This is a genomic window from Chryseotalea sanaruensis (assembly GCF_003990915.1).
Taxonomy (GTDB): Bacteria; Bacteroidota; Bacteroidia; order Cytophagales; family Cyclobacteriaceae; genus Chryseotalea; species Chryseotalea sanaruensis.
This window is the reverse complement of the sequence record NZ_BHXQ01000001.1, coordinates 880,851-907,109: the sequence shown is the minus strand read 5'-3', so window position 1 is coordinate 907,109 and position 26,259 is coordinate 880,851. Positions and strand designations below refer to the sequence as shown.

The window sequence follows — 26,259 nt, the reverse complement described above, 5'->3', positions numbered from 1 at the left end:
TTACTACTTGAAAAAGTTGTCCATGAAAGTACTTTTCTGCACCCGCGAGTATCCACCAAATGTGTATGGAGGAGCCGGTGTTCATGTGGAGTATCTGGCACGCGAGTTATCTCAATTGATGCATGTTGAGGTACGATGTTTTGGCGATCAGCATCAACAAACTGAACAGTTGCAAGTTCTTGGATTTAAAGCTGATCCTCTTTCGCAACCCAATACAAGGGCTGAGTTAGCCCCCATATTTGCAACACTGAATACCTGCATTCAAATGAATGGTGGAATGATGAATGCCGATATCGTGCATTGTCATACGTGGTATGCTCAATTTGCAGGTATTTTATCAAAGCTTTGCTACGGTACACCATTGGTTGTTACTACGCATTCATTAGAGCCGCTCAGGCCATGGAAGCGTGAACAATTGGGTAGAGGCTATGATGCATCATCATGGATTGAAAAGACTGCCATCGAAATGGCTGATGCTGTTATTGCTGTTTCGCAGGAAACGAAACAGGATGTGCTGAAGTACTTTAATGTAGATGAAAAGAAGATCAGCGTTATTTATAATGGGATCGATTTGGAGGAATACAACGTGACGAATGAAACATCTGCATTAGATAAATTTGGAATAAACAAAACCAAACCTTTTGTTCTTTTTGTAGGACGCATTACACGACAAAAGGGAATTATCCATCTAGTAAATGCCATTAAATACATCAATAGCGATACGCAGGTTGTGTTATGTGCTGGGGCACCCGACACTGAAGATATTGGCCGCGAAATGAAACTAAGTGTTGAAACAGTTCAGCAAAGCAGGAACAATGTAATCTGGATACCGGAAATGGTGAGTAAGAAAGAAGTAATTCAATTATATTCTCATGCAGCTGTTTTTTGTTGTCCTTCTATTTACGAACCCTTTGGCATAATCAACATTGAAGCCATGGCTTGTAAAACAGCCGTAGTCGCCAGTAGTGTTGGTGGAATTAAAGAAGTGGTGGTTGATGGTGAAACAGGAATACTGGTACCGCTTGAACAGGAAAAGACGGCACCATTTGAAGCCTCAAACCCTGATAAATTTTCGCGAGATCTTGCTGCGGGTATTAACAAATTAATGGCCGATGAAAACCTTAGAAAGACAATGGGAGCCAATGGCCGCGCTAGAGTAGAAAGTTATTTTGATTGGAAAGCAATCGCAAAACAAACAGAGTCATTGTATAAAACAATTTTGAGCCATGATAAAAGATGATGTAATAGCGATAATTTTAGGAGGTGGCCAGGGGTCGCGTTTGTACCCTTTAACTGCAAAACGTTCAAAACCTGCTGTACCTATTGCAGGGAAATACCGCTTGGTTGACATTCCTTTATCTAATTGTATCAATTCAGATATTAACAGAATGTTTGTGCTGACACAGTTTAATTCAGCCTCACTCAATCGACATATTAAAAATACTTACAATTTTAGTTTGTTCAGTAAAGCGTTTGTTGATTTATTGGCTGCCGAACAAACCATTTCTAATAAGAATTGGTTTCAGGGAACTGCAGATGCTGTACGTCAGAGCATGCATCATTTTCTTCACCATGATTTTAAGTACGTATTAATTCTATCTGGAGATCAATTGTATCGAATGGATTTTAACCATTTGATTCAGCGCCATGAAGAAAGTGGTGCTAAGATTACTATTGCTACACTTCCTGTAAATGCACAAGATGGCGTTGACTTTGGTATTTTGAAGACTGATGGTGAAAGTATGATCACGAGTTTTGTTGAGAAGCCAAACATAGATGAAATTCGAAAATGGAATTCGGAAGTAAGTGATAACATGAAAGCAGAGGGGCGCATTTACCTGGCCTCTATGGGTATATATGTGTTTGACCGTGATGTTTTGATCGAACTCATGAACGATCCGAGCACTAATGACTTCGGTAAGGAAATCATACCTCAATCCATTGGAAAGCGCAAAGTGTTTAGTTACCAGTTTGAAGGTTATTGGACAGACATTGGAAATATACGCTCCTTCTTCGAAGCCAACCTGGGTTTAACTGATGTAATACCCAATTTCAATTTGTTTGATAATAAAAAACGTATTTATACACACGCCAGAATACTTCCTACTTCTAAAATATCAGGTACATTAATTAACGACTCAGTTATAGCCGATGGTTCAATTATTAGTGCCGCAAAAATTGAACGATCTGTTATTGGTATCCGATCAAGAATAGGGAAGGGTAGTACAGTGAGTGCTACCTACATGATGGGTAATGATTACTACCAAACACTGGATGAAATTGCAGAAAAGCCTGGAGAGATTTTAATGGGCATTGGTGAGAATTGTCATATTGAAAATGCTATTCTGGATAAGAATTGTAGAATTGGAGATAATGTAACCATTATTGGTGGTACTCATCTTGCCGATCAGGAAAATGATTTGCTTGTCGTTTCATCAGGCATTGTAGTGGTTAAAAAGGAAGTTACTATACCGCATGGTTTTGTAATCAAGTAAGGTTATGCTTACGAATTATATCTGGTTTAATAATTTGGAGAATTGTTTGAAATGAATCTAAAATCTTTTTTTGATGCCGTTTCTCCTATATCGGATACTACCTGGGAAGAGATCGAACCACTTTTTCGGAAGGAACACTTAGCACAGCACGATCATTTTACCAAGACAAATGAAACAGCTACTAGAATAGCTTTTTTGGAATCAGGAATTGTGCGTGCTTACTTTACTAACCGTGAAGGAAAAGAATACAATAAGCAATTTTTTGTAGCCCCTACAGTTATTGGCGCATACACTTCATTACTTAAAGGGAGTCCTAATCTTATTGCGCAACAGGCCATGACTGATTGTATAATCTGGACGATAAACTATAACGAAATAACAAACCGTTATAATGCTTTCCCCGACCTGGAAAGACTTTCCAGAAAAATGGCTGAATACTATTTTCTTGAAAAGGAAAAAAAGGAACTTGATATTGTATTGCTGAATGCCGCAGAACGTTATCAGATATTTCAAAAAGAGTTTCCAGGTATTGAGCAACACATTACTCAATACCATGTCGCATCCTATCTGGGTATTTCACCTATTCAGTTAAGTCGTATCCGCCATCCAAAGGAAGAAAAGTAAGCTACAGTTGTATTCCTTAAACTATGTTAATGCATTCTTCATTAACATGGCATAGTCTTGTGCTGTAATAAACACGGTACGGAAGATTATGAAAAGTTATAAAATTGTCTTATTCATGGCATTGTCTATTTTAGGTATTGCAGGAATGCTATTGCTCGAATCTTGCGCTTTAAATCCCTTGGCATGGCAGCCTGAAGAGAAACCTGCTTTTGCAGGTAAGCTCTCATTAAACGAAAAACTGAGCACTACCGAACGCATTTGGCTTAATGGGTGGTATGGCCCTGAAGATATTGTTTTTGATAAGGAGGGAAATTTGTATTGTGGTGTGCACAGTAAAGAAGACGATTTTACTGATGGCCGTATTTTGAAAATTGATCCATTGGGAAAGGTTGATGTTTTTCTAAACTCAAGCGCCTGGGTGGCGGGGCTTCATTTTGATAGCAACGGAAATCTGATTGCCTTGAGCCACAAGCTAGGCTTGATTAGCATAGGCCCTGATAAGACTGTAACGGTTTTGGCTAGTAAGGATGAGAAAGACCGACCTTTTCTTATTCCAAACGGGTTGGATATTGGTGCTGATGGTAAAATTTATTTTTCCAATACTTCTCATGAGTCTGCATACACTGTAAAGTATGGGAGAAAACTAATCTTAGAATTGCGCACAGCCGGAGGGTTGTATTGTTATGACCCTTTTACAGGTAAAGTAGAAACCCTGCTGGATGGAACTTATTTTGGTAATGGTGTTGTGTTAAGTGCAGATGAAAGTCATCTGCTAATGACAGAGACAGAAAAATACCGAATATTACGCTACTGGTTAAAAGGTGAGCGCAAAGGAAATACAGATGTATTTATGGATAATCTTCAGGGCTTCCCCAATGGTATTTCAATAAGAGATAATGGGACATATTGGTTAGGATTTTCTACTAAAAGAAATGATGCCCTTGATCGTATTCATCCTAACCCAGGCATGAAGAAGTTTGTTTATGCACTCCCGAATTTTCTTCAACCGAAGCAAGAGTTATTTGGAATGATTTTGAATATTTCACAGCAAGGAAATGTAATCAATGCACTCTTCGACACAACGGGAAAATTTGTTCCGGAGGCTGGTGCCGTTAAAGAGTTTAATGGCAACCTCTATATTGGCGGTGATATAGTTTCGTATATAAGTACTTACAAGCTGGAATAGACAAATGGAATCTACATAGTATTTTGGCAAGTGTTATGGGTTAGGTGAAGGAGTGCTAAGAGGCCAAGAAAATAACGAGCGTTTAATTTAATCACTAAATTTCTTAATATTGAAGAACAGATCCTTAGTATATGAAACGAGTACATACTTTAGAATTGGAGGACTTCAGAGGTTTTCTGAGTAGCTGGAGAGATTATAGCATAAATTATTTGCATTTTTTACAACAAAATTTCAGATCTATAAAACTGTATTAAAAGCACAGTAGTGGTAAGGACCACGTTTACTCTTTATTTAGATCGACTAAAAGGATTTCTAATATTAAGCCTAACTAAAATGAATAATCATAACGCAAGAATTTACATCATGACTTTTGCAAGTGTTTATCCGCATTACATTGCAAAGGCTGAGAAAAAAGGTCGTACAAAAGAAGAAGTGGATGCCATTATTTATTGGCTGACCGGCTACGATAAAAAAACACTACAAAAGCAAATTGATACTAAGACCAATTTTGAAAACTTCTTTGATCAGGCCCCAAAACTTAATCCTAATGTTTCAAAGATTACAGGAGTTATCTGCGGGTACCGCGTTGAAGAAATAGAAGACAAGCTAGTGCAAAAGGTTCGTTACTTAGACAAGCTGATTGATGAATTGGCAAAAGGGAAGAAGATGGAGAAGATACTCAGGAATTAAAATATTCTTGTAGTTATTGATTTCATGGTAGCTAGTATTCATTTTTCAAATAAATGGTAAAGGTGGTACCCTCGCCAAGTTTGCTATTTACTTCTATTCTTCCTCCTTGGTTTTTTACCATCTTATCTACAATAAAGAGGCCCACACCGGTACCTTCAATATGTGGTTTAAGCCTTTCAAATATTGCAAAAATATCTTTTTGTTTCTCAGGCTCAATTCCTACACCATTATCTTCTACAGATAGTAAAGTGTATTCCTCCAGTTTGTCAGTTCTTATACAAATTTCCGGTGTTTTTTCTTCTGCAGTAAACTTAATGGCATTGCTAAGAAGGTTGTACATTATACTTCTTAAGTTCTTACGCGAAAACAGAAGCGTTTTAACCTCGAAGTTGGTGGTAATTTTAGCATGCGATTGAAAGATTTGGTTCTTCAACGTAAATTTTACACTCTCCAAAATTTGCTCAATGCTGACTTCTTCTGGCTTGTCTTGAGGATCGATTCCGTTTTTTGCAAGGTCGGTAAGTTCATTGATAATCGTTACCATTGATTGTGCTGACCTGTACATGGTCTCCAATAATAGTTTTGTCTCTTCTTTATCTTTTTTATTGATTGCTGCTTTTAGAAGGTCAATCAACAAAACCAAATTAGTTAAAGGTCCACGAAAATCGTGGGAGACAGAGTAGATAAAGGTTTCATGATCGGCATTGATTTTTTCAATAACTTGTTTGTCAACGATGCGTTCTGTAATATCAACGAATGTAATAACTGCTCCATTGGTGATGTTTTGCTTTCTGATAATATAGGGTAGAAGATTCATTTGAAACCAACGCTTGTCATTCGTTTGTATTTCCTTTTCGATATCCTCATTGCTGGAAATTACTTCTTTTATTGAATCAATAAGTCCCGGCAGATTGGCCAACGAGGGTATATCGTGTGTTGATTTCCCTATGTCTTCCTTAGTTAATTTAAAATGCATATTGGCAGGAGGGCTGAATTTTCTCAGAACCAAGTTAGCATCAATAAAAAGTTGTGGTATAATGGTGTTTCGGAAGTAATTTTCTAGCTCCTCGTTTAGTTCAAGAAGCTCTTTTATTTCTTTCTTTTCAATTACTTCTTCCTTATCCATAAATTGGTTTTGAATGATCTTACGCCAAGATCATTCCGAGATGTAAAACAAAGAATTAGCGGTTGATTTCTGAGTTAATTCAAAAAAATAATTTGTAGTGGGGAATTATTTCTACAATTTTCTATATACACAAAAGCTTTGCGCTAAGTAAAATTTTTTTCTTAGTAATAGTCAATCCAGACTTGCCATAGTATTCAAATATTCAACTGTTCTTGTATCTGGTTACGTCAAGCGCAAGTCCCATATAGTTTCCATTTGGTAGCAGAGAATTAGCCCAGCTCAACCAAACAGTTCTGCCATCTTTTGTGATAACTTTAGTTTCTATAGCGGCAATTTCCTTAGGAAGAATATTCGGGTAATTCAATATATATTCTCTGTTAATCCAACCATTGCGCAAGTTGATATAACTCCACCAGCCATCCTTAACCAAATCTTTTGGGTCATAACCGAGCAGGTGTTGTACTGAAGGACTGATAAAAACGATTTCACCAGCCTTGTTGGCAACAATCGACAATACGTTGAGTTTCTCAAGGTTAGCATGGGAGTTTTGTACGCTTGATATCAGACTAAGCCGAACGCTAATAACAATTCCAAATGCACCCAGTGCCACTATTAAGTTTATTAATGCCATCATGTTTTCATCACTGATGCCATAAGTCATGTAAGCAAAAAGAGAGGCACCTAGAATGACAAAAGATTGTACAGCGTAATAAAACAGACTGTTCATAACAATAGTACTTACACCTATCACCAGTATCAGGATAATCACTGCATTTGGGTCGAAATGATTCAGCACTACAAAAGCAATTAGATAAATAACCGTAAGCAGGTAAAGGAAAAATGAAAAGTAGACTACTACTAAACCCCTTTTATAAGTAAGAAATGTAGTCGCGAAAAAAACACATCCCAACCCGGTAATTATCCACCGCAATTCATCTATGTCAATTAAATTAGGTAGAAAATTATTATATAATAGCTTTATAAGAGCTGAACTAATGGTAAATAAAGCGATGACCAGGCGTACGGAATTGATAGACTGGCGTAATAAAACCTTCCTGACAAAGGCACTGCTATTTTGATTCATGGGGATGCGTGATATTGATTAAAGTAGGAGTTGGGGTTCTGAAAGATTGAATCAATTATACTAATATTTGAATAAAGAATGAAAATAAAATATCTATTCAGAATAACCGTTATTGCAGAAAGTTAAAATTAACCTGAAATTGAAGGATAGTAAGCTTATGCATTTCATGAAAATAAAGCAGTTTCTCACAATTTTATTGGTATTGATAGTTGTTTGTGCACATGCGCAAACAGTTTTTTACAAACAACTTGCCGACTCAGCACTGGTTCTGACAAAACAAAGCGTTGTTTATGATCCTGCCTATACCACAATTGCTTATCCCAATGGCGATGTTGCTGCAGGTAAAGGTGTTTGTACAGATGTTGTTATCAGGGCGTATAGAAAATTGGGAATTGACCTACAAAAAGAAGTGCATGAAGATATGAAAGCAAACTTTGCCAAGTATCCAAAAAATTGGGGATTAGTTAAACCCGATAAAAATATTGATCACAGACGGGTACCAAACCTGATGACATTTTTTACAAGACATGGCGTGGTTAAAACGATAACGAATAAGGCTGGAGACTATCAGCCTGGTGACATTGTTTGCTGGAACCTGGGAGGTGCAGTGACTCACATAGGAATTGTATCAGGAATAAAATCAAATGATAGAGAACGCTACCTGATTGTTCATAATATTGGGAGTGGTCAAGTACTGGAAGATTGTTTGTTCAACTTCAAAATAATTGGGCATTTTCAATATAAGAAATAGGGGAGTCTTAATTAAATCTGCTAGTCCGTGATCCGTCTGACCGCTGTTTGCTGCGCAATAGAGCGGTCTGACGGATGGCCTTGGAGGCTAATTTTTGTTATTTCAAACTTAGTGAAATCAAACAGACTGGTAGCTAGTTAAATTCTATAGTGCGTATACTCATTATATATTCAACGTACCCTTATACGCTTTTGACAACAGATTAGTCAATCCTTCTTTCGTTAACGACTTCGGGTTTGCATACGGTTTGGATAAGGCAATATTAATTGTCTTATCGATGTCTGCTTCTTTAAAACCAATTTCAGCAAGTGAGGTTGGGGCATGCATACCTCTAGCTAACGCTAGCAATGCCTCGGGTGGATATGGATGCGCTAAAGCATTACAAAAATCTTGTTGAACTTCTTTCAATAAAGCATCCCATTGATAGTCTAACACAAATGCCTGTAATACTGTATGCACTGAAGCATGGTCTAAATTGAATGATCCACCCAATACATGCGCCAACTTATGATGCAGGGACATAGATACTTCGCACAAACCCTTACCTGCCAAGAAAGAACCGTATTGTAATAATTGATTGGCTTCTTGCGTTAATTTATTGTGCTTAGCTAAAAGCATCATGCCTGCTCGTAACTTCTTCATTCCATCTAATGAATTATTATAGCTGATGGGATTTGTATCGTGACCATATACGGCCTCCATTAAGTGAGCCATAGCATTCATGGCACTGGTAGCGGCTAAGGCAACCGGCATGGTGGCAGTCATAGCAGGATCATAGATAACAATTTCAGGCAAGACACGCATATCTCGTCCAGTTGTTTTTCCTTCCAGTGTAGTAATACCCCAAATATTTGTCATCTCCGAACCCGCATACGTACTGGGTACAGCAATGATATCGTGATTAGAAGTTAAGGCTAGTGCTTTTGCTAAACCAATGGCAGAACCACCGCCAATTGCCACTAACACATCCGTTTGCTCGCGTTGTTGAAGTTGTTTTGCTTCTTCAACTAAATTAGCAGGAACATGTTGTACTACTTTATTAAAATGAAAAACCTTATCAACACCTGCTTTTGCTTTAATCAAATCAACGTAAGGTTCTTGACGCTTCTCTGCAATCACAAAGGCTTTTTGATATTGGGTCAACAGCTTGACTATATTATCAAAGCTCTTCTCACCAAAAAATACTTTAGATGGAAAAGCGGTATATTCAAAAGAATGTATATTCATAAGTTAATGAGTGCGTGCTCGATTTTTTCAACTTTATCTTTTAATGCACTTAAATATTTCTTTACTAAATCTTCTAAGGTTACACGGCTGGCATGTCCACTAATGTTAATGGCGGCAATCACCTTACCTTTTTTATCACGTATCGGACAGGCGATAGATCGCACACCTATTTCCAATTCCTGATCGGAGATAGCCCAACCTTGTTTACGCACCACATCGAGATGCTGAATAAAGGCATTCTTTGAAAGTGTAAAAGGAGTGAGCTCTTCAAATTTCATTTGGCCAATCAGTTTAGCGGCTTCCATAGGATCCATACTCGCCAACAAAACTTTACCCATAGAGGTAGCGTGTGCAGGAAGTCTTGTGCCAACTCCCAGAGAGATTGTCATGATACGTTTTGTATGTACACGCGCGATGTAAACAATGTCACTATTATCTAAAACAGACATTGAACAAGACTCGTTAATTTCTTTCGCCAACTCCTGCATATAAGGTTGCGCTAATTCACGAAAGGGGAGACCAGACAAATAAGAATAACCTAAGCTTAATACTTTGGGTGTAAGCGAAAATAACTTTCCATCCAGTGAGGTTACATAACCCAAGTGTTGGAGGGTAAGTAAAATCCGTCTTGCATTGGCACGCGTCAAATCAACTTTTTTGGCTACATCACTCAAGGTCATCTGTTCGTGATCCATGTCAAAGGCGTTGATTACATTCAAACCTTTTTCAAGCGACTGTACAAAATCAGATTTCTTGATTTCTTTGTTCATGATAAATTATTTAAACACGTTCAATAATGGTTGCATAACCTTGACCTAAACCTACGCACATTGTGCATAGCGCATACTTGCCGTTACGTTGCTGTAATTCAATAGCAGCACTCTGTAAAATGCGTGCCCCCGACATTCCTAATGGATGTCCCAAAGCAATGGCTCCACCATTAGGGTTGATACGTGCATCATCGTCAGCTAGTTTCCATGATCGAATGCAAGCCAAACTTTGTGCCGCGAAAGCTTCATTTAACTCAATCACATCCATGTCACTCATTTTTAAATTCGCTTTGGCTAGTGCTCTGTTAGAAGCCTCTACAGGACCAATACCCATAATGCGTGGCTCAACACCCACCACTTGCGAGTTTACAATTCTGGCTAAGGGTTTTAGGCCATATTGTTTGATAGCATCTTCTGAAGCAATCAACAATGCGCACGCACCATCATTTAAACCAGAAGCATTGCCAGCGGTAACAGTACCGTTTTCACGGAAGGCAGGTTTTAAACCTGCTAAAATTTCCAATGTTGTTTCACCTTTAATAAATTCATCATCTGCAAACATGATCGGATTTCCTTTGCGCTGAGGAATCTCCACCGCTGAAATTTCCATAGCAAAGCGTTTTCCATTTCTTGCGCGTGCTGCTTTCAATTGACTGTTCAAGGCAAATAAATCCTGGTCTTTTCTGGAAATATGATGTAAGTCTACAAGATTCTCGGCTGTTTCACCCATGGCCTCAGTACCATACATCTTCTTCATTTTAGGATTAACAAAGCGCCAACCAAAACTGCTGTCATACAATTGCGCATCATTACCAAAGGGAGTTGATGTTTTTGAAAGTACAAAAGGGCTTCGCGTCATGTGTTCTACACCGCCAGCAATAAATATGTCACCGTCACCTGCTTTAATGGCGCGATTAGCCTGAATAACAGCTGACATACCAGAAGCACAAAGACGATTTATGGTTTCCCCGGGTACAGAAACAGGCAAACCAGCCAGCAATGCTGCCATGCGTGCAACATTTCTATTATCTTCTCCCGCTTGATTATGACAGCCCAAAATAACATCATCGATCAAGGCAGGATCTAAATTGGGCAGCTTGTTCATTAAGGCTTTAATGGTAATGGCAGCCAAGTCATCGGCACGCACCTCAGACAAACCACCTTTAAATTTAGCAATGGGAGTGCGAGTGCTTTCTACAATATATGCTTGCTTCATCGGAGATTATTTTTTTGCTAAGGTAAAATCATAATGTGCTTCAAAAAAAGGAGCAGTCACTTTCCATTTCGCAGCAAGGTCGGTATCTGTGTTTTTTACAAAAGGAATAACCAGAGAGTCTTTCACACCAAATACTGCATCTGATTCCAGGTACTCATCACCTTCAACGAATAAATGGGTGATAATATCCTGATAGCCTTCTGCTTTAATCCAAAAGTGGATATGTGCAGGTCGCATGGCATGGCGACCTGAAGCTCTCAGTAAGTCGCCTACTGGGCCATCTGTTGGTACTGGATAGGCTGCAGGTTTAATCGTGCGAAACCAAAATTCTCCGTTGGCATTCGTTTTAAATATTCCACGTAAATTCATTTGTGGCTGATTGACATCTTGTACATCGTAATAGCCAATGTCATCCGATTGCCATACATCTAAAGTTGCGTTGGCTACCGGATTCCCTTCAGGCGCTAGCACACGGCCATGTACTACGGTAGTTTCACCACGTTCAGCCTCGATACCACGCGCTATGTTTTCACCCGCTTCAAATGCTTGAGCTGCAGCGTGAAACGGACCTTTTACAGTTGTCTCTGTTATCGTGGATTTTGAACGGTGATTGATCGCATCGACCAACATTGAAACGCCTAATACATCCGAAAAAAGTATGAACTCCTGACGCTTATCATCGCACTTTTGTCCGGTTTGTGTAAGAAAATTAATGGCTTTAAACCACTCTTCTTCTGTAGGTTCTACATCCTTGACAAAAGCATGGAGATGTTTTACAAGTTTGGTTAAAACCTCCTGATTTCTGGAATTTTCAGCCTTTATACGGCTAATGACTAAGTCAGTAAGGGCAGTTTCTATTAGATTTTGCATGGTACTTACGAAATTTTATGTTCTAATATCAAACAAAAGTACGATAAAATAGTTTTTACACTATATTTCACCGAAATAAATACTGTGTCATGCATAAATTCGAAACAGATGTTTTAATAGTGGGAAGTGGCCCTGCGGGATCTGCAGCTGCGGCATTATTAAGTGCTTATGGCGTACGAAATGTAGTGGTTACGAAGTATAACTGGATGGCTAATACACCACGAGCGCACATAACCAATCAACGCGCCATGGAAGTGTTTCGCGATTTGGGCATTGAAGAAGAAGTGAATCAAAAAGCTGTTGCGCAAGAGTTTATGGGCAACAATGTTTTCTGTACTAGCCTGGCCAGTGAAGAGCTTGGACGTTTGTATTCATGGGGCACACATCCCAATCGCTTGGCAGATTATACCTTATCCAGCCCAACTAAAATTTGTGACATTCCGCAAAATTTATTGGAACCTATTCTCGCCCATGCAGGCGCCAGCAAAGGCTCACATTATCGGTTTGATACTGAATACTTAGGATTAGAACAAGATAATGAAGGCGTAACAGCAACTGTTCGCGACAGACTTTCTGAAGAAGTGTATACCATTCGTGCTAAATATTTGCTTGGTGCAGATGGTGGAAATAGTCAGGTGGCGAAAGATATTAATCTTCCTTTCGAAGGACAGATGGGTGTAGGCGGAAGCATGAACATTGTTTGCGAAATGGATTTAACAAAATATGTAGCCCATCGCCCCAGTGTTTTGTATTGGGTATTGCAGCCAGGCTCGAATGTGGGTGGCATCGGTATGGGTTTGGTGCGTATGGTGCGTCCGTGGAATGAATGGTTGATTGTATGGGGTTACGACATAAATGATGGTCCACCTAAAGTCACAGATGAATTAGCAAAAGAGATAGTGTTGAAATTAGTAGGTGATCCTAACATCCCTATCAAAATTAAATCAACGTCAACCTGGACAGTCAATCATTGCTATGCCACACAAGTTTCAAATGGAAGAGTCTTTTGTATGGGCGATGCTATTCATCGTCATCCACCTTCCAATGGATTAGGTTCTAATACTTCTATACAAGATGCCTTTAATATTGCTTGGAAGGTGGCGATGGTAGTAAAAGGACAAGCAGGAGAAGAATTGTTAAATTCTTACAACACCGAAAGAGCACCTATCGCCAAGCAAATTGTTGAACGTGCCAATAAAAGCATTACTGAGTTTGGTACTATTTTTCAATCACTTGGTTTAACGGATACTACTGATCCTTCAGTGATGCGCGCCAACATGGAAAAGATGAAGGATCACAATGATGCAGCTGAAATGCAACGCGAACAATTGCGCCAGGCGATTCTATTTAAATCGTACGAGTTTAATTGCCATGGTGTTGAAATGAATCAACGCTACACGTCTAATGCTGTGAAGTCGGATGGAACCATAGAGCCTGCTTACAAACGCGATAAAGAATTATACTATGAAGCGACAACATGGCCAGGAGCGCGCTTACCTCATGTTTGGATTGGTAATGATAATGGGCACAGGATATCTACACTTGACCTGGCTGGCAAAGGAGAATTCACATTGCTTACGGGTATAGGTGGAGAGTTGTGGATGAATGCAGCACAAGCGCTATCAACGCAACTGAATATTCCAATTCGACTTATACAAATCGGACCGGGTAAAAAGTATACAGATTTGTATGGTGAGTGGGCCGCGATTCGCGAAATAAAGGATGCCGGTTGCTTATTAATACGACCAGATTTTCATGTAGCCTTTCGCGCTAAAGACATTGTTAGCGATGCTAAAGAAAAACTTGCTGAGGCATTAACAGACATCCTCGCATTGAATTCTAAAAAATTATCTGAAGAAAAATTACATCTATCAAAATCTATATGAAACAAGTTCCCATCATTTCTCTTGAAGAAGCCGCTTTAAAAGTAAAGCGTGGTGACGTTCTCTTATGTGGTGGGTTTGGTATGACGGGCAATCCAGTTCATCTCTTAGATGCCTTGGCAAAAACGGATATCAATGAACTTACATTTATTGGCAATAACGTTGGAGAGCCAGGTTTGGGTGGCGGCAAGCTATTGCGCAATGGTCAGATCAAAAAAATGATTGGTTCGTATTTCACCAGTAATCCTGATGCAGTAAAGGCAGCGCAGGGTGGTGAAGTCGATTACGAAATTCTTCCGCAAGGAACTTTAGGTGAAGCCATTCGCTGTGGGGGTATGGGCATAGGTGGTTTTTTTACACCAACTTCAGCAGGTACTATATTAGCACAAGGCAGAGAGTCACGCATGTTAAATGGTGTTGAGCAAGTTTTTATTCCGGGTATTCGGGGTAACGTATCTTTTATTCGGGCATGGAAAGCAGATACGGCAGGCAACTTAACGTATCGCTTAACGGAGCAAAACTTTAATCCTGCCATGGCTACAGCAGCTGATCTTGTAATAGCTGAAGTAGAAGAGATAGTACCTGTAGGGCAACTCGATCCTAATAATATACATACACAAGGTTGCTTTATTGATTTTTTAGTCGAAGCCAAATTGCAAGAAAGTGATTTAGGATCATCAGCCTCGGTTAAAGGTAGTTTAAAGAAGGTAGATGAAGCGCGCATGCACATGGCTAAGCGTGCCCTACAAGAATTGAAAAAAGGAAACATCGTCAACTTAGGCATAGGTATACCAACTTTAGTAGCTGATCTGATCAAGCCTGAAGATGGGATTATTCTGCATACAGAAAATGGGATGTTAGGTGTAGGCCCCGAACCGACAGACGGCAGTGGTGCCATGCATTATCCAGTTAACGCAGGAAAAATTCCGGTAACGGCTTTACCAGGTGCTAGCTATTTCGATACTACTACTTCTTTCGGAATGATTCGCGGCAAGCATGTAGACGTAGCCATTATGGGCGGTTTGCAAGTAGATGAAAATGGTAACCTCGCTAATTGGGCTGTACCCGGTAAGCCACTATTAGGTGTTGGTGGTGCTATGGATTTAGCCAGTGGCGCCAAGAAATTAATCATTACCATGAACCACAGCGAAAAAGATGGCGGTGCAAAAATTGTTAAAAGTTGCACGTTGCCTATTACTGCTTTTGATGCAGTGGATATGGTGATTACTGAGTTAGCCGTATTTGAGTTTATTCAAAAAAAATTAGTGCTGACTGAATTGATGCCCGGTGCTGATCTCGCAACAGTAAGGTCTTTAACGGAAGCAAACTTTGATGTCGCACCTTCATTAACAACAAATTAAAATAACATCTTTTGAAATAATAATAAACTATAACCCAAATCTAAATTTTCTATGAGACCACAAGATTACATCACAGGCTTGCATCACCTTACGGTTTGCGTGGGCGGTGCTCAGGAAGACATCGACTTTGTTACCAAGGTCATGGGCATGCGCATGATTAAGCAAACGGTTCTATTCGATGGTGGAGCCAGTATCTATCACTTATACTATGCAAATGCAGATGCAGAAGTAGGTTCTGTTTATACTACATTTCCATTTAAAAAAGCTGGCGTAACAGGTAAGCGTGGTTCTGGTCAAGTAGAAGTTTCAGGTTTTTCTGTGCACAGCGATGCGCTTCCTTTTTGGAAAAAGCACCTCGATAAGCATGGTGTAAAAAATTCAGGGATACAAGAACGATTCGGTCAGAAATTTATTGATTTTGTTGATCCTTCTGGAATTGGTATTGGTGTATACGGATGTGATAATGATAACCGCAGGGCATGGCAGACAGATGAAGTTTCTGCTGATGATGGTATACGTGGTATACATGGGGCGGTGCTTTCCTGCCGTGAGGTCGAAATGATGGATAGCTATCTGACGCAAGTGTTGAGTTTCAAAAAAGTAGGGCAGGAGGGTGATTACCATCGCTACCATATCAAAGATGGTGGACCAAGAAGAGTAATTGAATTACATCACAATAAAGACTTACCACAAGGTTCATGGACTTTCGGTATTGGTATTCCGCATCACATTGCTTTTGCAACAGCAAATGATCAACAAAGTGCAGAATTGAAAGCGTATATAGAAGGGGCGGGGTATACCGATGTTTCTGATATTAAGGATAGAAATTATTTTCATTCAATTTATACACGCACACCAAGTGGCGTATTATTTGAATTTGCGACTTCTGATATTGGCTTTGCAGTAGATGAACCTGCTGATTCTTTAGGACATCAATTGTTGTTGCCACCATTCTTCGAAAACAGAAGGGCAGAAATTATTGCTCCGTTAGAACCCATCAAAGTTCCATCGTATTTGAGTAATTAATTTAAAGTTGATGAGAATTATACAGCGCTTTATACTAATCTACCTTCTTCGGCAGCCCGAAGAAGGTAGATATTATTTCCATCTTAGTATTTCAATGTCGTTTGGTTAAGCTTCCATGGTCATCCTCTCCTCTGGAGAGGACTGGAAGTGAGGCCAATAAAAAGTCATAACTAAACGACATTGTCTTAGCATTTTGCAGGTGTAGATTTTTTTTCATACCTACAATCAGTCATCTCTAAACTCCTAAAAACAGGAATTGAACGATCTCCTATAGGTTTTGTGCTTTTTAATGCCTATATTCATGAGCATTCCTACATAATTCGTTCGGATGATTATTATCCGTGAAGAAAAAAATACAAATGCCCAAGCATAAAGCCCAACCAGTTTATCTGGCGTTGAGCGTAAGTACAAATAAGGATTCTGTGTATTCCAGAATATAGTATCCTGTAAGGATTTGGGCATCTTTAACAACGGTTCGCTTATAAAAGCATAGGTGCTATTCAAAGTAACAATGTTCTTCTTTAGCATTTGTTGCGTTTCGTAACCCGAAGCGTACACAATTTTCTTACAAGTAATTACGCACTTGTTATCCGTAATAACACTATTACTATTACTGTTACTTTGATAAGTTACTTTTTCTGCATTTGAATGATCGTAGACTTTTAGTCCATAATGCTTAATACTATGTGACAGCAACGTATGTGCAAATTTGTATGCATCCATACTGGCCGCAGCTGTAGATAAAATGGCTGCTTTGCCCACAACACCATACTGATCCTTAAGTTGTGATGACGAGAGCCATTTTACGTCTAATGAAAATTTCTGCCTGCTTAAAAACTCTTTTCTAAGCCATTCCTTATCATCTTGCGAGTCTGCAACGTATACACTATCCTTCCGCTTAAATTCACAATTAGCTTTTACGGTTTTAACTATCTTGCTAAGTTTAGTGAGTGCCAAAACACCTTCACGGTAAGAATCTACAGCAATATTTTCACCCACCTTACCTATAAGCGAATACAAAGGTTCATCAATTTCGTATTGCAATAAGGCAGTAGTGGCACTAGTGCTTCCCATCGCGATATCACGCTTGTCTATTAATACAGTTTCATATCCTTCTTGCGAGAGCTGGTAAGCCATTAAAGAACCGGTTATACCACCGCCTATAATGAGTATATCACATGCAATATTTTTTTGAAGTGTGGGGTATGAGGTGATAAGGCCGTTTTTAAGCAACCAATATGTTTCTTTAGACCGGAGTTTCATTTATTTCAAAGAATGAAAATAGTATGCCAGTTAAGTCCAAACTGGTTTTACTGTCCAATACATGCAGTTAATTATTAAAATGCATATCCAGAAATCATTTTATCTTCACCTTTCTGCATGTTTACATTAGTTGTGGAGAAAGCACCTCATGTCTGGAAGATGGATCGATCATGTTTTTGGATAGACTTCAGTTTGCTTTCGTAGAATTGGGAGAAAACAACGGTATATGTATGGGTTATTCCTAATTTGGTAATAGAAAATTCTTATTACCACCTAAACGTAATACAACGACTTATTTGTATTTTGAGGACTATTTCATTTTAGAGAAACCATGCCCCCCAGACCTTTACCTATCCTAGGCCTTTGGCTGTTTTATATCCTTACCGGAGTTAATGCAATAGCTCAAATCAAAACGCATCAGGATCTAGAATTGGACAGCCTTACTAAGCTGGTAGACAGCCATAAAACAAATGATACAATACGCGTACACTTACTGATCAGCCTGGCAAGACAGTATATTTCAGGAGATATCGGTAAAAATCCACCTTTACTCAAAGAGGCGCTACAAATTTCTGAGGAATTGCAGTACAAACGCGGAATCGGTCTTGCTCTCAACGCGCTAAGCCAACATGCCACTGTTAAAGGTGAGTATGACCAGGGGTTACAGTATGCACTTAGAGCCAAAGAAACCTTGAAAGAAATACAAGATGATGGGAACCTGCTCATTACCAACAGCAACCTGGCCAGAATTTATAATGTGACAGGAAAATATGAAAAGGCTTTAGAAATTCATTTACAAAATATTGAACTGGTAAAGAACAATGCGCCAAGCTCGGAAAAGGCAGGACTATTTTTTTATGTGGCAAAAACGTATGAACAGCTGAATGATTATAAAAAGGCAGAAGAATACTATATGCACGCAAAACGAATTTCAGAAGAGGCCAATTTCTTAACTGGAATAGCTATAGCTGAGGGAAGTTTGGGAAACTTGCATAATAACCTTAAAAATTATCCATTAGCTATTCAGTATTTAAACAAGACGTTGACGTATGCTGAGCAGCATAATCAGGTGTCCAATGTGGCTGCGACACATTTCGCTTTGGCTAAAAGTTATGAAGGACTACAAGATTATAGGCGTGCGATTAGCAACAACGAAAAGTCAATTCAGATATATGAAGGGCTTGGAAATTTGAGGTTATTGAAAGACGCCTACTTAAATCACTATAAATACTACGAACAGCTTAGCGAATGGAATAAGGCGAATGAATACCTAAAATTGCATTACGCCATGGTAGATTCGATCTTCTCAGAAAACAAAGTTAAGATCATTGAGGAATTACAAACAAAATACGAAACGGAAAAGAAGGATTTGGAAATTGCTAACCTGGCACAACAAGCTTCTATCAAGGACCTGGAGATTAAACAGAAGAACCAGGCGATGATCATTGGGTTGTTTGTTGTACTTTTTATTGCAGGATTCATTTATCTTTTATACCGCCAACGTGCTTTAAAGAATATTCAAAAGCAAACTGCACTGGAGCAGCGTTTTTTGCGCTCTCAACTTAATCCGCATTTCATGTCCAATGCGTTGATGGCTATTCAAAATTTCATGTTGAAGAATCAGGCGGAGAAGGCAGCAACCTACCTTGCAAAATTCGCTAAACTAATGCGCGAGATTCTGGAAAACTCCCGTAAAGAGTTTATACTTGTTGAAGATGAAATTCAGATGCTCACAAACTATTTGGATATCCATAGGGTAAGAATGAATGATTCATTTGACTACACAATAGAAGTTAATGAAAACATTGACCGGGAGACAGATGCAATCCCACCCATGTTTGTGCAACCTTTTATTGAAAACGCCATCGAGCATGGTATCATCAACGCCAAAACCCAAGGCATGATCAAATTGAAACTTATAAAAGTCGGAGATTATATCTCCATTGAAATTTCAGACAATGGAGGTGGTATCGTTGAGCAGAAACAAGAATTGAAAGAGCACACCTCCCTGTCAACTACCATCATACAAGAACGCATGGCATTACTCAATAAAACATTGAAGAAGAAAATAGAACTTGTCTGGGAAAACATTCGCAATGAGAATGGAGAAGTTAATGGAACAAAGGTAGAGTTGAAAGTTCCGTACAGTTACCTTTGATTTTTATTCTATATGAATAGCATGCGTATTGTATTAGTGGATGATGATTCTATCATAAGAGAAAACCTCAAGACTCTATTGTCTATCTATGCACCCAATATGCAGGTGATTGCAGAAGCAGATGGTGTAAAAGCAGGTGTGGCATGCATCAGGGAACACAAGCCTGATCTGGTGCTGTTGGACGTAGAGATGAAAGACGGTACTGGCTTCGACTTATTGGCTTTTTATGGTCAACTAGACTTTAAAGTGATTTTTGTTACAGGCCATGACGCATACGCCATCAGAGCCTTTAAAATTAGCGCCATTGATTATGTGCTTAAACCGGTGGATCCAGATGATTTAGTGTCAGCCTTAAAAAAAGCCGAAGGCATGGCGGAAGAAAGTGAGCAACAGATTAAGGTTGCCAACCTTGTTCAAAACAATAGGGAGGATATTTCCAATCAAAAAATTATACTTAAAGATGCAGATACAGTTTATTTGGTCGCTGTAAAGGACATAGTACGCTGTGCATCTGAAACAAACTATACACGTTTCTTCCTCACTAATGGACGAATTTTGATGGTTTCTAAAACACTTAAAGAGTTCGATACACTTTTTGAAGGTCAACACTTTTTCAGGGCCCATCAATCGCATTTAATCAATTTGCACCATTTTGATCGCTTCGAAAAGAAGGATGGAGGCACCATTTTTATGAAAGATGGCAGTGCTTTGCCAGTCGCTGTACGTAAAAAGGATTCCCTTTTTACTGCGCTGGAGAGATTAAACTGACGAATATTTCTCAAAAAGCTCCTTCAAACTTTAGATTCTTCTTTACGAATTCTCAATACATGCTAACGAATTCTCGATAGCCCGAATTCCGCCCTGTTCAGCTATTAGTTTTAGGTGGATTTGAAAGAATAGAAAATCAATCCCCACCTTTATGAGAAAACTACTACTATTGCTTTTTGGAATGTTGGTATCCATTGTTGGCTACGGCCAAATTCCAACAACTAATTTACTTGGTGAATATAAGTTTACCCTTGGAAATCTAAACAGTACTGTAGGTACTAACCACTTTACGCAAACAGGAAGTGCCCTAACATTGATTCCTAATAGGGCGGGAGGTGCAAATCGCGCCATCAGTCTGAATGGTGATTATCTACAAAGACCAAGTACAACCGGGAATAGTTTTAGTGTGAGCTTTTGGATTAAAACCTCGACTAATGATGCCAATGTGAGAGTAATCATGGACCAAAGTGAACGTACTAGTTCAACTGAAGGTACATCCGAAACTGGTTGGTATGCCTATCTCTTAAATGGAAGAATTGGTCTAGCCGCTAACTATGAGTGGTATCGTTGGAATACCAGTGGCTATTTGGGTTGGCATTATGCTGCGACTACTACCAACATTGCAGATGGTTTATGGCATCATGTTACAATTACAAACCGTTCTTATATGGAGTCGAGGTATGCAGGAGGACAAGTTGTTGGTAACACCTATAAGATTTATATTGACAACACCTTAAGCGTTACTAAGGTTGCTGAAAAAGAGTTAGGTGCCGTGACAGGAGCTGTAATCAGACGATTTATTACACCTGCAATACCCATCACCATCGGTAACAGTAGAATGGGGAATTCTTCTAGTTATGAGGACGCGATTGACGATATACGCTATTATAATGCAACCCTGACTCCAGGTGATGTAACAGCACTAGCAACAGAAACAGTTTGTGCCGGTAGCACAGGCGTAACGGCTTCTACTCAAGACATCACCATTCAGTTAGATGTCAATGGTAATGCAACAATTGCTGCTAATGACATTAATAACGGATCGACAAATACTTGTGGTGACCCAGTAACGGTGAGTTTAGATATCACATCATTTACTTGTGCAGACCTAGGTCCAAACACAGTTACGCTTACTGCTGAAGATGTGGAAGGGAATAGTGATGTGGCCACCGCCACAGTAACTGTCGTGCCCAGCATAGTGGTTTCTACCGTTTCGTCAATATTTATTCTTCCTGTAGATGCAAATGGCAATGCAACACTTACACCTGAAGATATTGATAATGGCACTTCTGCCTCGTGTGGAACTGCTGGATTAACAATGACACTGAGCAAGACTAATTTTACATGTAGTGATGTAGGCGCAAATATTCAAGTTACATTAACAGTAGAGGATACGCATGGTAACGTGGAGACAGGAACTGCCTTTGTAAGAACAGAAGACTCTACAGCACCAACGGCAATAGCACAAGATATTACCGTACAACTGGATGCAGTCACCGGCATGGCTACAATCACACCGGCCATGATTAACAATGGTTCTAATGATAATTGTGATGTTAATTTATCGCTGTCAAAAACAAATTTCAACTGCGATGACCTTGGGGAAAACGTAGTAACACTAACAGTAACCGATAACAGAATGAATAGCAGCACAGCTACAGCTACAGTAACAGTAACATCAATAATTGTTGATGAAACAATAAGCGCTGCAAATGCCAATTTTTGTACTGACGGAAGTTCAGGTACAACAATTTCAACCGGAAGTTCTGTAGTGGGCGTAAATTATTTTTTACGAAACAGTGCTGACAACAGTATTGTTGAAGGCCCTATTGCAGGTACAAGAACTGCTTTGGATTTTAATACAGGAAATTTAAGTGCAACAACAACATTTAATGTTTTTGCAGAAGTAGGAGGCACCCAACTTCCCGGAAATGCCTTGGATTTCGATGGAGTAAACGATAAAGTTACCACACCTTACACACTATCCACAACATCTACATTAACAATTGAAGCATGGCTTTTTCCGAGATCGACAAATTATGACAGGTTAATAACCAATTTCAGTGGAGCCGGTGCAATACAGGCTGGAGAATTTATTCTGGACTCTTATAATGTAACAGACAATGGAAGAGGCTTACGATTTATAGTAGCTGGTGCAGGAGGAGTATCTCATTCAACAACTGCTGCAAATGCAATGACACTCAATGCATGGAATCATGTTGCTATTACTTTTAACAATGGTGTTGTCAAAATTTTTGTAGGAGGCATTCAGGTTGCAACTACAACGGCTCCGTTTACCACCATACCTGGTACAGCTTTCCCAATACATTTTGGTGAAGACAGGATTCCAGGTACTGCAGAGTTTTTCAACGGAAAAATGGATGAGGTAAGAATCTGGTCTGTAGCCAAAACCGCTGCCGAACTTTTCGCAAACAAGGATCTTTGTCTTATTGGAACAGAGCCGAATCTGCAACTTTACTATGCTTTCGATCAGTCATCGGGATCTGTATTAACTGATTTGGTTAGTGCTAAAAATGGTACGCTTACAAATATGGATGGAACCACTGATTGGGTGAACGGAGCCTTAATTTCTTGTGTCTCAATCTGCAGCTTACAGATGAGTACTGAAATTACTGTTGGTGACAATACTAATCCTACAGCTATAGCACAAAACATTACTGTCAATCTTAATGCAGCCGGAGAGATCACGATCACAGCCGCAGATGTGAACAATGGCTCTAGTGATGATTGTACTACCACAGGTAGTTTATTATTAAGCCTGGATAAATCAATCTTTACCTGTGCTGATATCGGAGCTAATGCAGTTGTGCTTACGGTAGAAGACGCTTCTGGTAATCAATCAATAGCCAATGTTACTGTTACAGTGGCAGACAATGCAGGTCCAACTGTAGTAACTAAAAATATTAATGTGGATTTAGACCAAAGTGGTAATGCTACTATTACCGCAGCAGATGTCGATAACGGTTCATCTGACAATTGTACTGATCTTGCATCCCTGGTTTTAAGTATTGATATAGCATCCTTTACAGAAGCAAACGTTGGAGCAAATACCGTTACACTTACAGTTGAAGATGCAAATGGTAATAGTAATACCGGCACTGCCACTGTAACAGTAACAGACAGGTTAGTTCAAACCATAACGTTCAATGAAATAGCAGACAGAACCTACGCTGAAGGTGGTTTTGATTTATCGGCAACGTCAAGTTCTGCATTACCAGTGAGTTATTCAGTGGTGAGCGGACCTGCAACGTTAATTGGAAATACAGTAAGTATCACTGGTTTAGGTTTAGTTACTATAGAAGCCTTACAAGCTGGTGACAGTGAGTACAAAGCTGCAGCAAGTGTTGAGCAAAGCTTTACCGTGAATGCGGCATTGTTGACAGTAACTGCTACGGATCAAACCATTACCTATGGTGATGCTCTGCCTACATTAACTTTCACTTATAATGGATTTGCTGATGGAGAAACGGATGCCGTGTTAACCTCTCAACCAGTAATAGTAACAACAGCAACTGCTAACAGTGATGCAGGAAATTATCCGATCACGCTCGTTGGAGGAACTGCAGATAACTATACGCTTACCTTGGTAGACGGAACTTTAACAATCAATAAAGCAGATCAGATCATAAGCATAAATGGAATTGCAAATAAAACTATACAAGACGCTGCCTTTGATATAGTAGCCAGTACAACCAGTGGTCTTGAGTTATCTTATACAATCACCGGACCTGCTACCATTTCAGGTACTACCATTACACTGAACGGGACCGAGGGCACTGTAACATTAACAGCAAGCCAGGCCGGTAATGTTAATTTTAATCAGGCAAGTGCATCCGTAAGCTTTGATGTTATTGATACCAGACAAGCACAAACTATCACTTTCGCTGCTATACAAGATCAGATTTTAGAAACTGGCCAAATGTCGTTGGTCGCCACTACTTCATCCGGATTGGCTATAACATTTGAAATGCTTTCAGGACCGGCAACCCTTAGTGGCAATGTGGTTTCCTTCACCGGTTTGGGAACGGTGATGATCAGAGCTTCTCAGCCAGGTAATGATAATTTTAAACCAGCGAATGCTGTAGAGCGATCTATTGAAATAGTTACAATAACGGGAACTGACGAAGGTGTAAGTAGTTTGATGATTTATCCAAATCCTGCTACTGACTATCTACAGATTAACATTCCTCATAAAGGAAATGCGCAGGTGAGTATCCTATCATCAGATGGTAAAGAGTGGATGATTGTGAATGACCTCACAAATAGAGTTGATATCTCAGCATTGCCAAAAGGGATATATCTAGTAAGGGTAATCACAGCAAGTGAAGCTACCACACACAAAATTATCAAAAACTAAAAACCTCGATCATGACATACATAAAAAATACAATCACAATCGTTCTATTAAGTTCACTATTATTTTGTGCTGGGTGTAGTAAAGATGATAGTCCAGACCCTAAAGTTGTTGCTCTTAATAAGCAACTCGAAGCATTAATGAATGAAGGCAGCTCGTGGGTATTGGGTAGTACCGGAAGTGTAATAAAAGATGATATTGATGTGAGTAGCCAATTTACTGGATTTAACCTCACCATTGGTAACAAGACCTACACTACGCAAAATAGTTTAGGGCATGTGTGGAAAACCAGTGGCACCTGGGATTTTCAAGGCGATAATATTAATCAGATTGTGCGAGATGGGAGTGTGGCCGTTTCTGTTAGTCACGATGACAACAACTTGACACTAACATTTGTGGCCGGTGGCAAATCGGAAGGAGCGAGGGTTAATTCAATTTCTGGAGAATATGTATTTAACTTGGTTAGCGAATAATTTGAAAGTAAGTTAAAATATATTGAAGCACAGTGAAGCCTCGGAATACTCCGGGGCTTTGCTTTTTGGTGTCAATCCAAGTTTTTATACCTGTGCGATGCTTTCGCTTGTAAATTCTAACTCTTCTCGTTCAATCCAACTGCCCCAGTATGTTTTGTATTCAGGAACACTTGCGTTGGGCTCTATCGCTTGTAATTTGGGATTGAGTTGGAACAAAGCCCTTTTCATATTGTGCAATGATTGACTGCCCGAGAGTTGAATAGTTCCTATTTCTGGCATCGAAAAAAATAAAGTTGGAAAACGTGTAACACCACGTTTTCTGGTTTCATCCCAATCCTCACGAAAATAATCCTGCCCAGACTCGCTTTTAAAATCATTTAGAAATTTGTTAAGGTCAAATTCAGATGTTGTTAAAGCTAGTGCTTCAGCTTCCTCAAGTATAACACGTTTGTCAGATATATCTTTACCATTCAGGTGGCAGGATTCCCTTAGCTTTCTTAACATGCGTTCGCCCATTTCCAATGATTGAGCTGTTGCACACTTCACAGCGATGCAAGATGGGAAAGAGGAAGCTGGTGGATTGTTGTTCCAGATGGTAGCATACATAGGCATGCCGGAAACTTGTTCAGCATGCAACCACATTGGCCCCATTTGCGAGGCGCGCGTAACAGAATTAATATTATCAACATAGCCATTCCAGGAAGGAATTATACCACCCATACGATACGACCAGTTTACATGTTCTTTATATTGAAAAATCAGTTTTCGCCATTGTGGCTCCATAGCCCAACTCCAACAACATAAAGAATCGGGAAAGTAGATGTTGCAAGAGACTGTTAGTGGGAGAGGTAGATTTGGCTATCGGATTATTCGGAAGGGTCTTTAAACTAAACCGAACGAATACTAAGCCTGA

General features: G+C 39.4%; 21 protein-coding genes. 13 read left to right on the top strand and 8 right to left on the bottom strand.

Annotated features, from left to right (window positions below):
* Positions 1-22 precede the first annotated feature (22 nt).
* The 5 genes from glgA (at position 23) to SanaruYs_RS03640 (ending at position 4,995) form a co-directional block, all read left to right on the top strand.
* The gene (gene glgA, locus SanaruYs_RS03660; protein WP_127121137.1) at positions 23-1,240 is read left to right on the top strand and encodes a glycogen synthase; all 1,218 of its coding nucleotides are present in this window, start codon (positions 23-25) and stop codon (positions 1,238-1,240) included.
* On the top strand, positions 1,227-2,495 hold the full coding sequence (locus SanaruYs_RS03655; RefSeq protein ID WP_127121136.1) for a glucose-1-phosphate adenylyltransferase: 1,269 nt from the start codon (positions 1,227-1,229) through the stop codon (positions 2,493-2,495). The genes glgA and SanaruYs_RS03655 overlap by 14 nt, the downstream gene beginning before the upstream one ends.
* Before the next feature lie 51 nt (positions 2,496-2,546).
* Positions 2,547-3,119, top strand: coding sequence for a Crp/Fnr family transcriptional regulator (locus tag SanaruYs_RS03650; protein ID WP_127121135.1), 573 nt, complete (start codon positions 2,547-2,549; stop codon positions 3,117-3,119).
* Positions 3,120-3,234: 115 nt separating this feature from the next.
* Positions 3,235-4,305 (top strand): SMP-30/gluconolactonase/LRE family protein, encoded by a 1,071-nt coding sequence (locus SanaruYs_RS03645; RefSeq protein ID WP_218022355.1) that lies wholly within the window; start codon positions 3,235-3,237, stop codon positions 4,303-4,305.
* 333 nt (positions 4,306-4,638) lie between these two features.
* Positions 4,639-4,995, top strand: a complete 357-nt coding sequence (locus SanaruYs_RS03640) for a DUF2200 domain-containing protein (RefSeq protein WP_127121133.1) — start codon at positions 4,639-4,641, stop codon at positions 4,993-4,995.
* Between the two features lie 31 nt (positions 4,996-5,026).
* On the opposite strand, the gene SanaruYs_RS03635 is transcribed toward SanaruYs_RS03640, so the two are convergent.
* Both SanaruYs_RS03635 and SanaruYs_RS03630 read right to left on the bottom strand, forming a co-directional pair.
* Positions 5,027-6,121 (bottom strand): sensor histidine kinase, encoded by a 1,095-nt coding sequence (locus tag SanaruYs_RS03635; protein ID WP_127121132.1) that lies wholly within the window; start codon positions 6,119-6,121, stop codon positions 5,027-5,029.
* A gap of 202 nt (positions 6,122-6,323) precedes the next feature.
* Entirely contained in the window at positions 6,324-7,205 is an 882-nt protein-coding gene (locus SanaruYs_RS03630) for a PAS domain S-box protein (RefSeq protein WP_127121131.1), read from the bottom strand.
* Between the two features lie 166 nt (positions 7,206-7,371).
* Between SanaruYs_RS03630 and SanaruYs_RS03625 the strand changes: the two genes are divergently transcribed.
* Entirely contained in the window at positions 7,372-7,956 is a 585-nt protein-coding gene (locus SanaruYs_RS03625; RefSeq protein ID WP_218022354.1) for a DUF1287 domain-containing protein, read from the top strand.
* 162 nt (positions 7,957-8,118) lie between these two features.
* On the opposite strand, the gene SanaruYs_RS03620 is transcribed toward SanaruYs_RS03625, so the two are convergent.
* The 4 genes from SanaruYs_RS03620 to SanaruYs_RS03605 are packed head-to-tail and all read right to left on the bottom strand — an operon-like array spanning position 8,119 to position 12,039.
* The gene (locus tag SanaruYs_RS03620; protein WP_127121130.1) at positions 8,119-9,183 is read right to left on the bottom strand and encodes a maleylacetate reductase; all 1,065 of its coding nucleotides are present in this window, start codon (positions 9,181-9,183) and stop codon (positions 8,119-8,121) included.
* Positions 9,180-9,953, bottom strand: a complete 774-nt coding sequence (locus tag SanaruYs_RS03615; RefSeq protein ID WP_127121129.1) for an IclR family transcriptional regulator — start codon at positions 9,951-9,953, stop codon at positions 9,180-9,182. Before SanaruYs_RS03615 ends, SanaruYs_RS03620 begins: the two co-directional genes overlap by 4 nt.
* A 10-nt stretch (positions 9,954-9,963) precedes the next feature.
* Positions 9,964-11,169, bottom strand: coding sequence for a 3-oxoadipyl-CoA thiolase (gene pcaF / locus SanaruYs_RS03610; protein ID WP_127121128.1), 1,206 nt, complete (start codon positions 11,167-11,169; stop codon positions 9,964-9,966).
* Positions 11,170-11,175: 6 nt separating this feature from the next.
* Positions 11,176-12,039, bottom strand: a complete 864-nt coding sequence (locus tag SanaruYs_RS03605; RefSeq protein WP_127121127.1) for a dioxygenase family protein — start codon at positions 12,037-12,039, stop codon at positions 11,176-11,178.
* Positions 12,040-12,128: 89 nt separating this feature from the next.
* Between SanaruYs_RS03605 and SanaruYs_RS03600 the strand changes: the two genes are divergently transcribed.
* From SanaruYs_RS03600 to SanaruYs_RS03590, 3 genes are read left to right on the top strand one after another with little or no spacing between them, the layout of a single operon-like run.
* The gene (locus tag SanaruYs_RS03600; RefSeq protein ID WP_127121126.1) at positions 12,129-13,925 is read left to right on the top strand and encodes an FAD-dependent oxidoreductase; all 1,797 of its coding nucleotides are present in this window, start codon (positions 12,129-12,131) and stop codon (positions 13,923-13,925) included.
* Positions 13,922-15,283 carry a 3-oxoacid CoA-transferase gene (locus SanaruYs_RS03595; RefSeq protein ID WP_127121125.1) on the top strand — a complete coding sequence of 454 codons (1,362 nt, stop codon included), beginning with the start codon at positions 13,922-13,924 and terminating at the stop codon, positions 15,281-15,283. Before SanaruYs_RS03600 ends, SanaruYs_RS03595 begins: the two co-directional genes overlap by 4 nt.
* Before the next feature lie 51 nt (positions 15,284-15,334).
* The gene (locus SanaruYs_RS03590; RefSeq protein WP_127121124.1) at positions 15,335-16,309 is read left to right on the top strand and encodes a ring-cleaving dioxygenase; all 975 of its coding nucleotides are present in this window, start codon (positions 15,335-15,337) and stop codon (positions 16,307-16,309) included.
* A 243-nt stretch (positions 16,310-16,552) separates the two neighbouring features.
* Here SanaruYs_RS03590 and SanaruYs_RS03585 read toward each other — a convergent pair whose 3' ends face one another.
* The gene (locus SanaruYs_RS03585) at positions 16,553-17,572 is read right to left on the bottom strand and encodes an NAD(P)/FAD-dependent oxidoreductase (RefSeq protein WP_127121123.1); all 1,020 of its coding nucleotides are present in this window, start codon (positions 17,570-17,572) and stop codon (positions 16,553-16,555) included.
* Positions 17,573-17,903: 331 nt separating this feature from the next.
* On the opposite strand from SanaruYs_RS03585, the gene SanaruYs_RS03580 reads away from it, so the two are divergent.
* The 4 genes from SanaruYs_RS03580 to SanaruYs_RS03565 all read left to right on the top strand — a co-directional run bounded on the left by SanaruYs_RS03580 (position 17,904) and on the right by SanaruYs_RS03565 (position 25,346).
* The gene (locus SanaruYs_RS03580; protein ID WP_127121122.1) at positions 17,904-19,730 is read left to right on the top strand and encodes a tetratricopeptide repeat-containing sensor histidine kinase; all 1,827 of its coding nucleotides are present in this window, start codon (positions 17,904-17,906) and stop codon (positions 19,728-19,730) included.
* Between the two features lie 21 nt (positions 19,731-19,751).
* Positions 19,752-20,498: a LytR/AlgR family response regulator transcription factor gene (locus SanaruYs_RS03575; RefSeq protein WP_160118574.1), complete on the top strand. Its 747-nt coding sequence runs from the start codon at positions 19,752-19,754 to the stop codon at positions 20,496-20,498.
* Between the two features lie 151 nt (positions 20,499-20,649).
* Positions 20,650-24,876, top strand: coding sequence for a LamG-like jellyroll fold domain-containing protein (locus SanaruYs_RS03570; protein ID WP_127121120.1), 4,227 nt, complete (start codon positions 20,650-20,652; stop codon positions 24,874-24,876).
* An 11-nt stretch (positions 24,877-24,887) separates the two neighbouring features.
* Entirely contained in the window at positions 24,888-25,346 is a 459-nt protein-coding gene (locus SanaruYs_RS03565; RefSeq protein ID WP_127121119.1) for a hypothetical protein, read from the top strand.
* Positions 25,347-25,430: 84 nt separating this feature from the next.
* On the opposite strand, the gene SanaruYs_RS03560 is transcribed toward SanaruYs_RS03565, so the two are convergent.
* Positions 25,431-26,168 carry a DsbA family oxidoreductase gene (locus SanaruYs_RS03560; protein ID WP_262708663.1) on the bottom strand — a complete coding sequence of 246 codons (738 nt, stop codon included), beginning with the start codon at positions 26,166-26,168 and terminating at the stop codon, positions 25,431-25,433.
* Positions 26,169-26,259 lie beyond the last annotated feature (91 nt).

Bases quoted from the DNA above. Each gene is read 5' to 3' on its own strand.
- glgA (WP_127121137.1), top strand. From the start codon at position 23: ATGAAAGTACTTTTCTGCACCCGCGAGTATCCACCAAATGTGTATGGA.
- SanaruYs_RS03655 (WP_127121136.1), top strand. From the start codon at position 1,227: ATGATAAAAGATGATGTAATAGCGATAATTTTAGGAGGTGGCCAGGGG.
- SanaruYs_RS03650 (WP_127121135.1), top strand. From the start codon at position 2,547: ATGAATCTAAAATCTTTTTTTGATGCCGTTTCTCCTATATCGGATACT.
- SanaruYs_RS03645 (WP_218022355.1), top strand. From the start codon at position 3,235: ATGGCATTGTCTATTTTAGGTATTGCAGGAATGCTATTGCTCGAATCT.
- SanaruYs_RS03640 (WP_127121133.1), top strand. From the start codon at position 4,639: ATGAATAATCATAACGCAAGAATTTACATCATGACTTTTGCAAGTGTT.
- SanaruYs_RS03635 (WP_127121132.1), bottom strand. From the start codon at position 6,121: ATGGATAAGGAAGAAGTAATTGAAAAGAAAGAAATAAAAGAGCTTCTT.
- SanaruYs_RS03630 (WP_127121131.1), bottom strand. From the start codon at position 7,205: ATGAATCAAAATAGCAGTGCCTTTGTCAGGAAGGTTTTATTACGCCAG.
- SanaruYs_RS03625 (WP_218022354.1), top strand. From the start codon at position 7,372: ATGAAAATAAAGCAGTTTCTCACAATTTTATTGGTATTGATAGTTGTT.
- SanaruYs_RS03620 (WP_127121130.1), bottom strand. From the start codon at position 9,183: ATGAATATACATTCTTTTGAATATACCGCTTTTCCATCTAAAGTATTT.
- SanaruYs_RS03615 (WP_127121129.1), bottom strand. From the start codon at position 9,953: ATGAACAAAGAAATCAAGAAATCTGATTTTGTACAGTCGCTTGAAAAA.
- pcaF (WP_127121128.1), bottom strand. From the start codon at position 11,169: ATGAAGCAAGCATATATTGTAGAAAGCACTCGCACTCCCATTGCTAAA.
- SanaruYs_RS03605 (WP_127121127.1), bottom strand. From the start codon at position 12,039: ATGCAAAATCTAATAGAAACTGCCCTTACTGACTTAGTCATTAGCCGT.
- SanaruYs_RS03600 (WP_127121126.1), top strand. From the start codon at position 12,129: ATGCATAAATTCGAAACAGATGTTTTAATAGTGGGAAGTGGCCCTGCG.
- SanaruYs_RS03595 (WP_127121125.1), top strand. From the start codon at position 13,922: ATGAAACAAGTTCCCATCATTTCTCTTGAAGAAGCCGCTTTAAAAGTA.
- SanaruYs_RS03590 (WP_127121124.1), top strand. From the start codon at position 15,335: ATGAGACCACAAGATTACATCACAGGCTTGCATCACCTTACGGTTTGC.
- SanaruYs_RS03585 (WP_127121123.1), bottom strand. From the start codon at position 17,572: ATGAAACTCCGGTCTAAAGAAACATATTGGTTGCTTAAAAACGGCCTT.
- SanaruYs_RS03580 (WP_127121122.1), top strand. From the start codon at position 17,904: ATGCCCCCCAGACCTTTACCTATCCTAGGCCTTTGGCTGTTTTATATC.
- SanaruYs_RS03575 (WP_160118574.1), top strand. From the start codon at position 19,752: ATGCGTATTGTATTAGTGGATGATGATTCTATCATAAGAGAAAACCTC.
- SanaruYs_RS03570 (WP_127121120.1), top strand. From the start codon at position 20,650: ATGAGAAAACTACTACTATTGCTTTTTGGAATGTTGGTATCCATTGTT.
- SanaruYs_RS03565 (WP_127121119.1), top strand. From the start codon at position 24,888: ATGACATACATAAAAAATACAATCACAATCGTTCTATTAAGTTCACTA.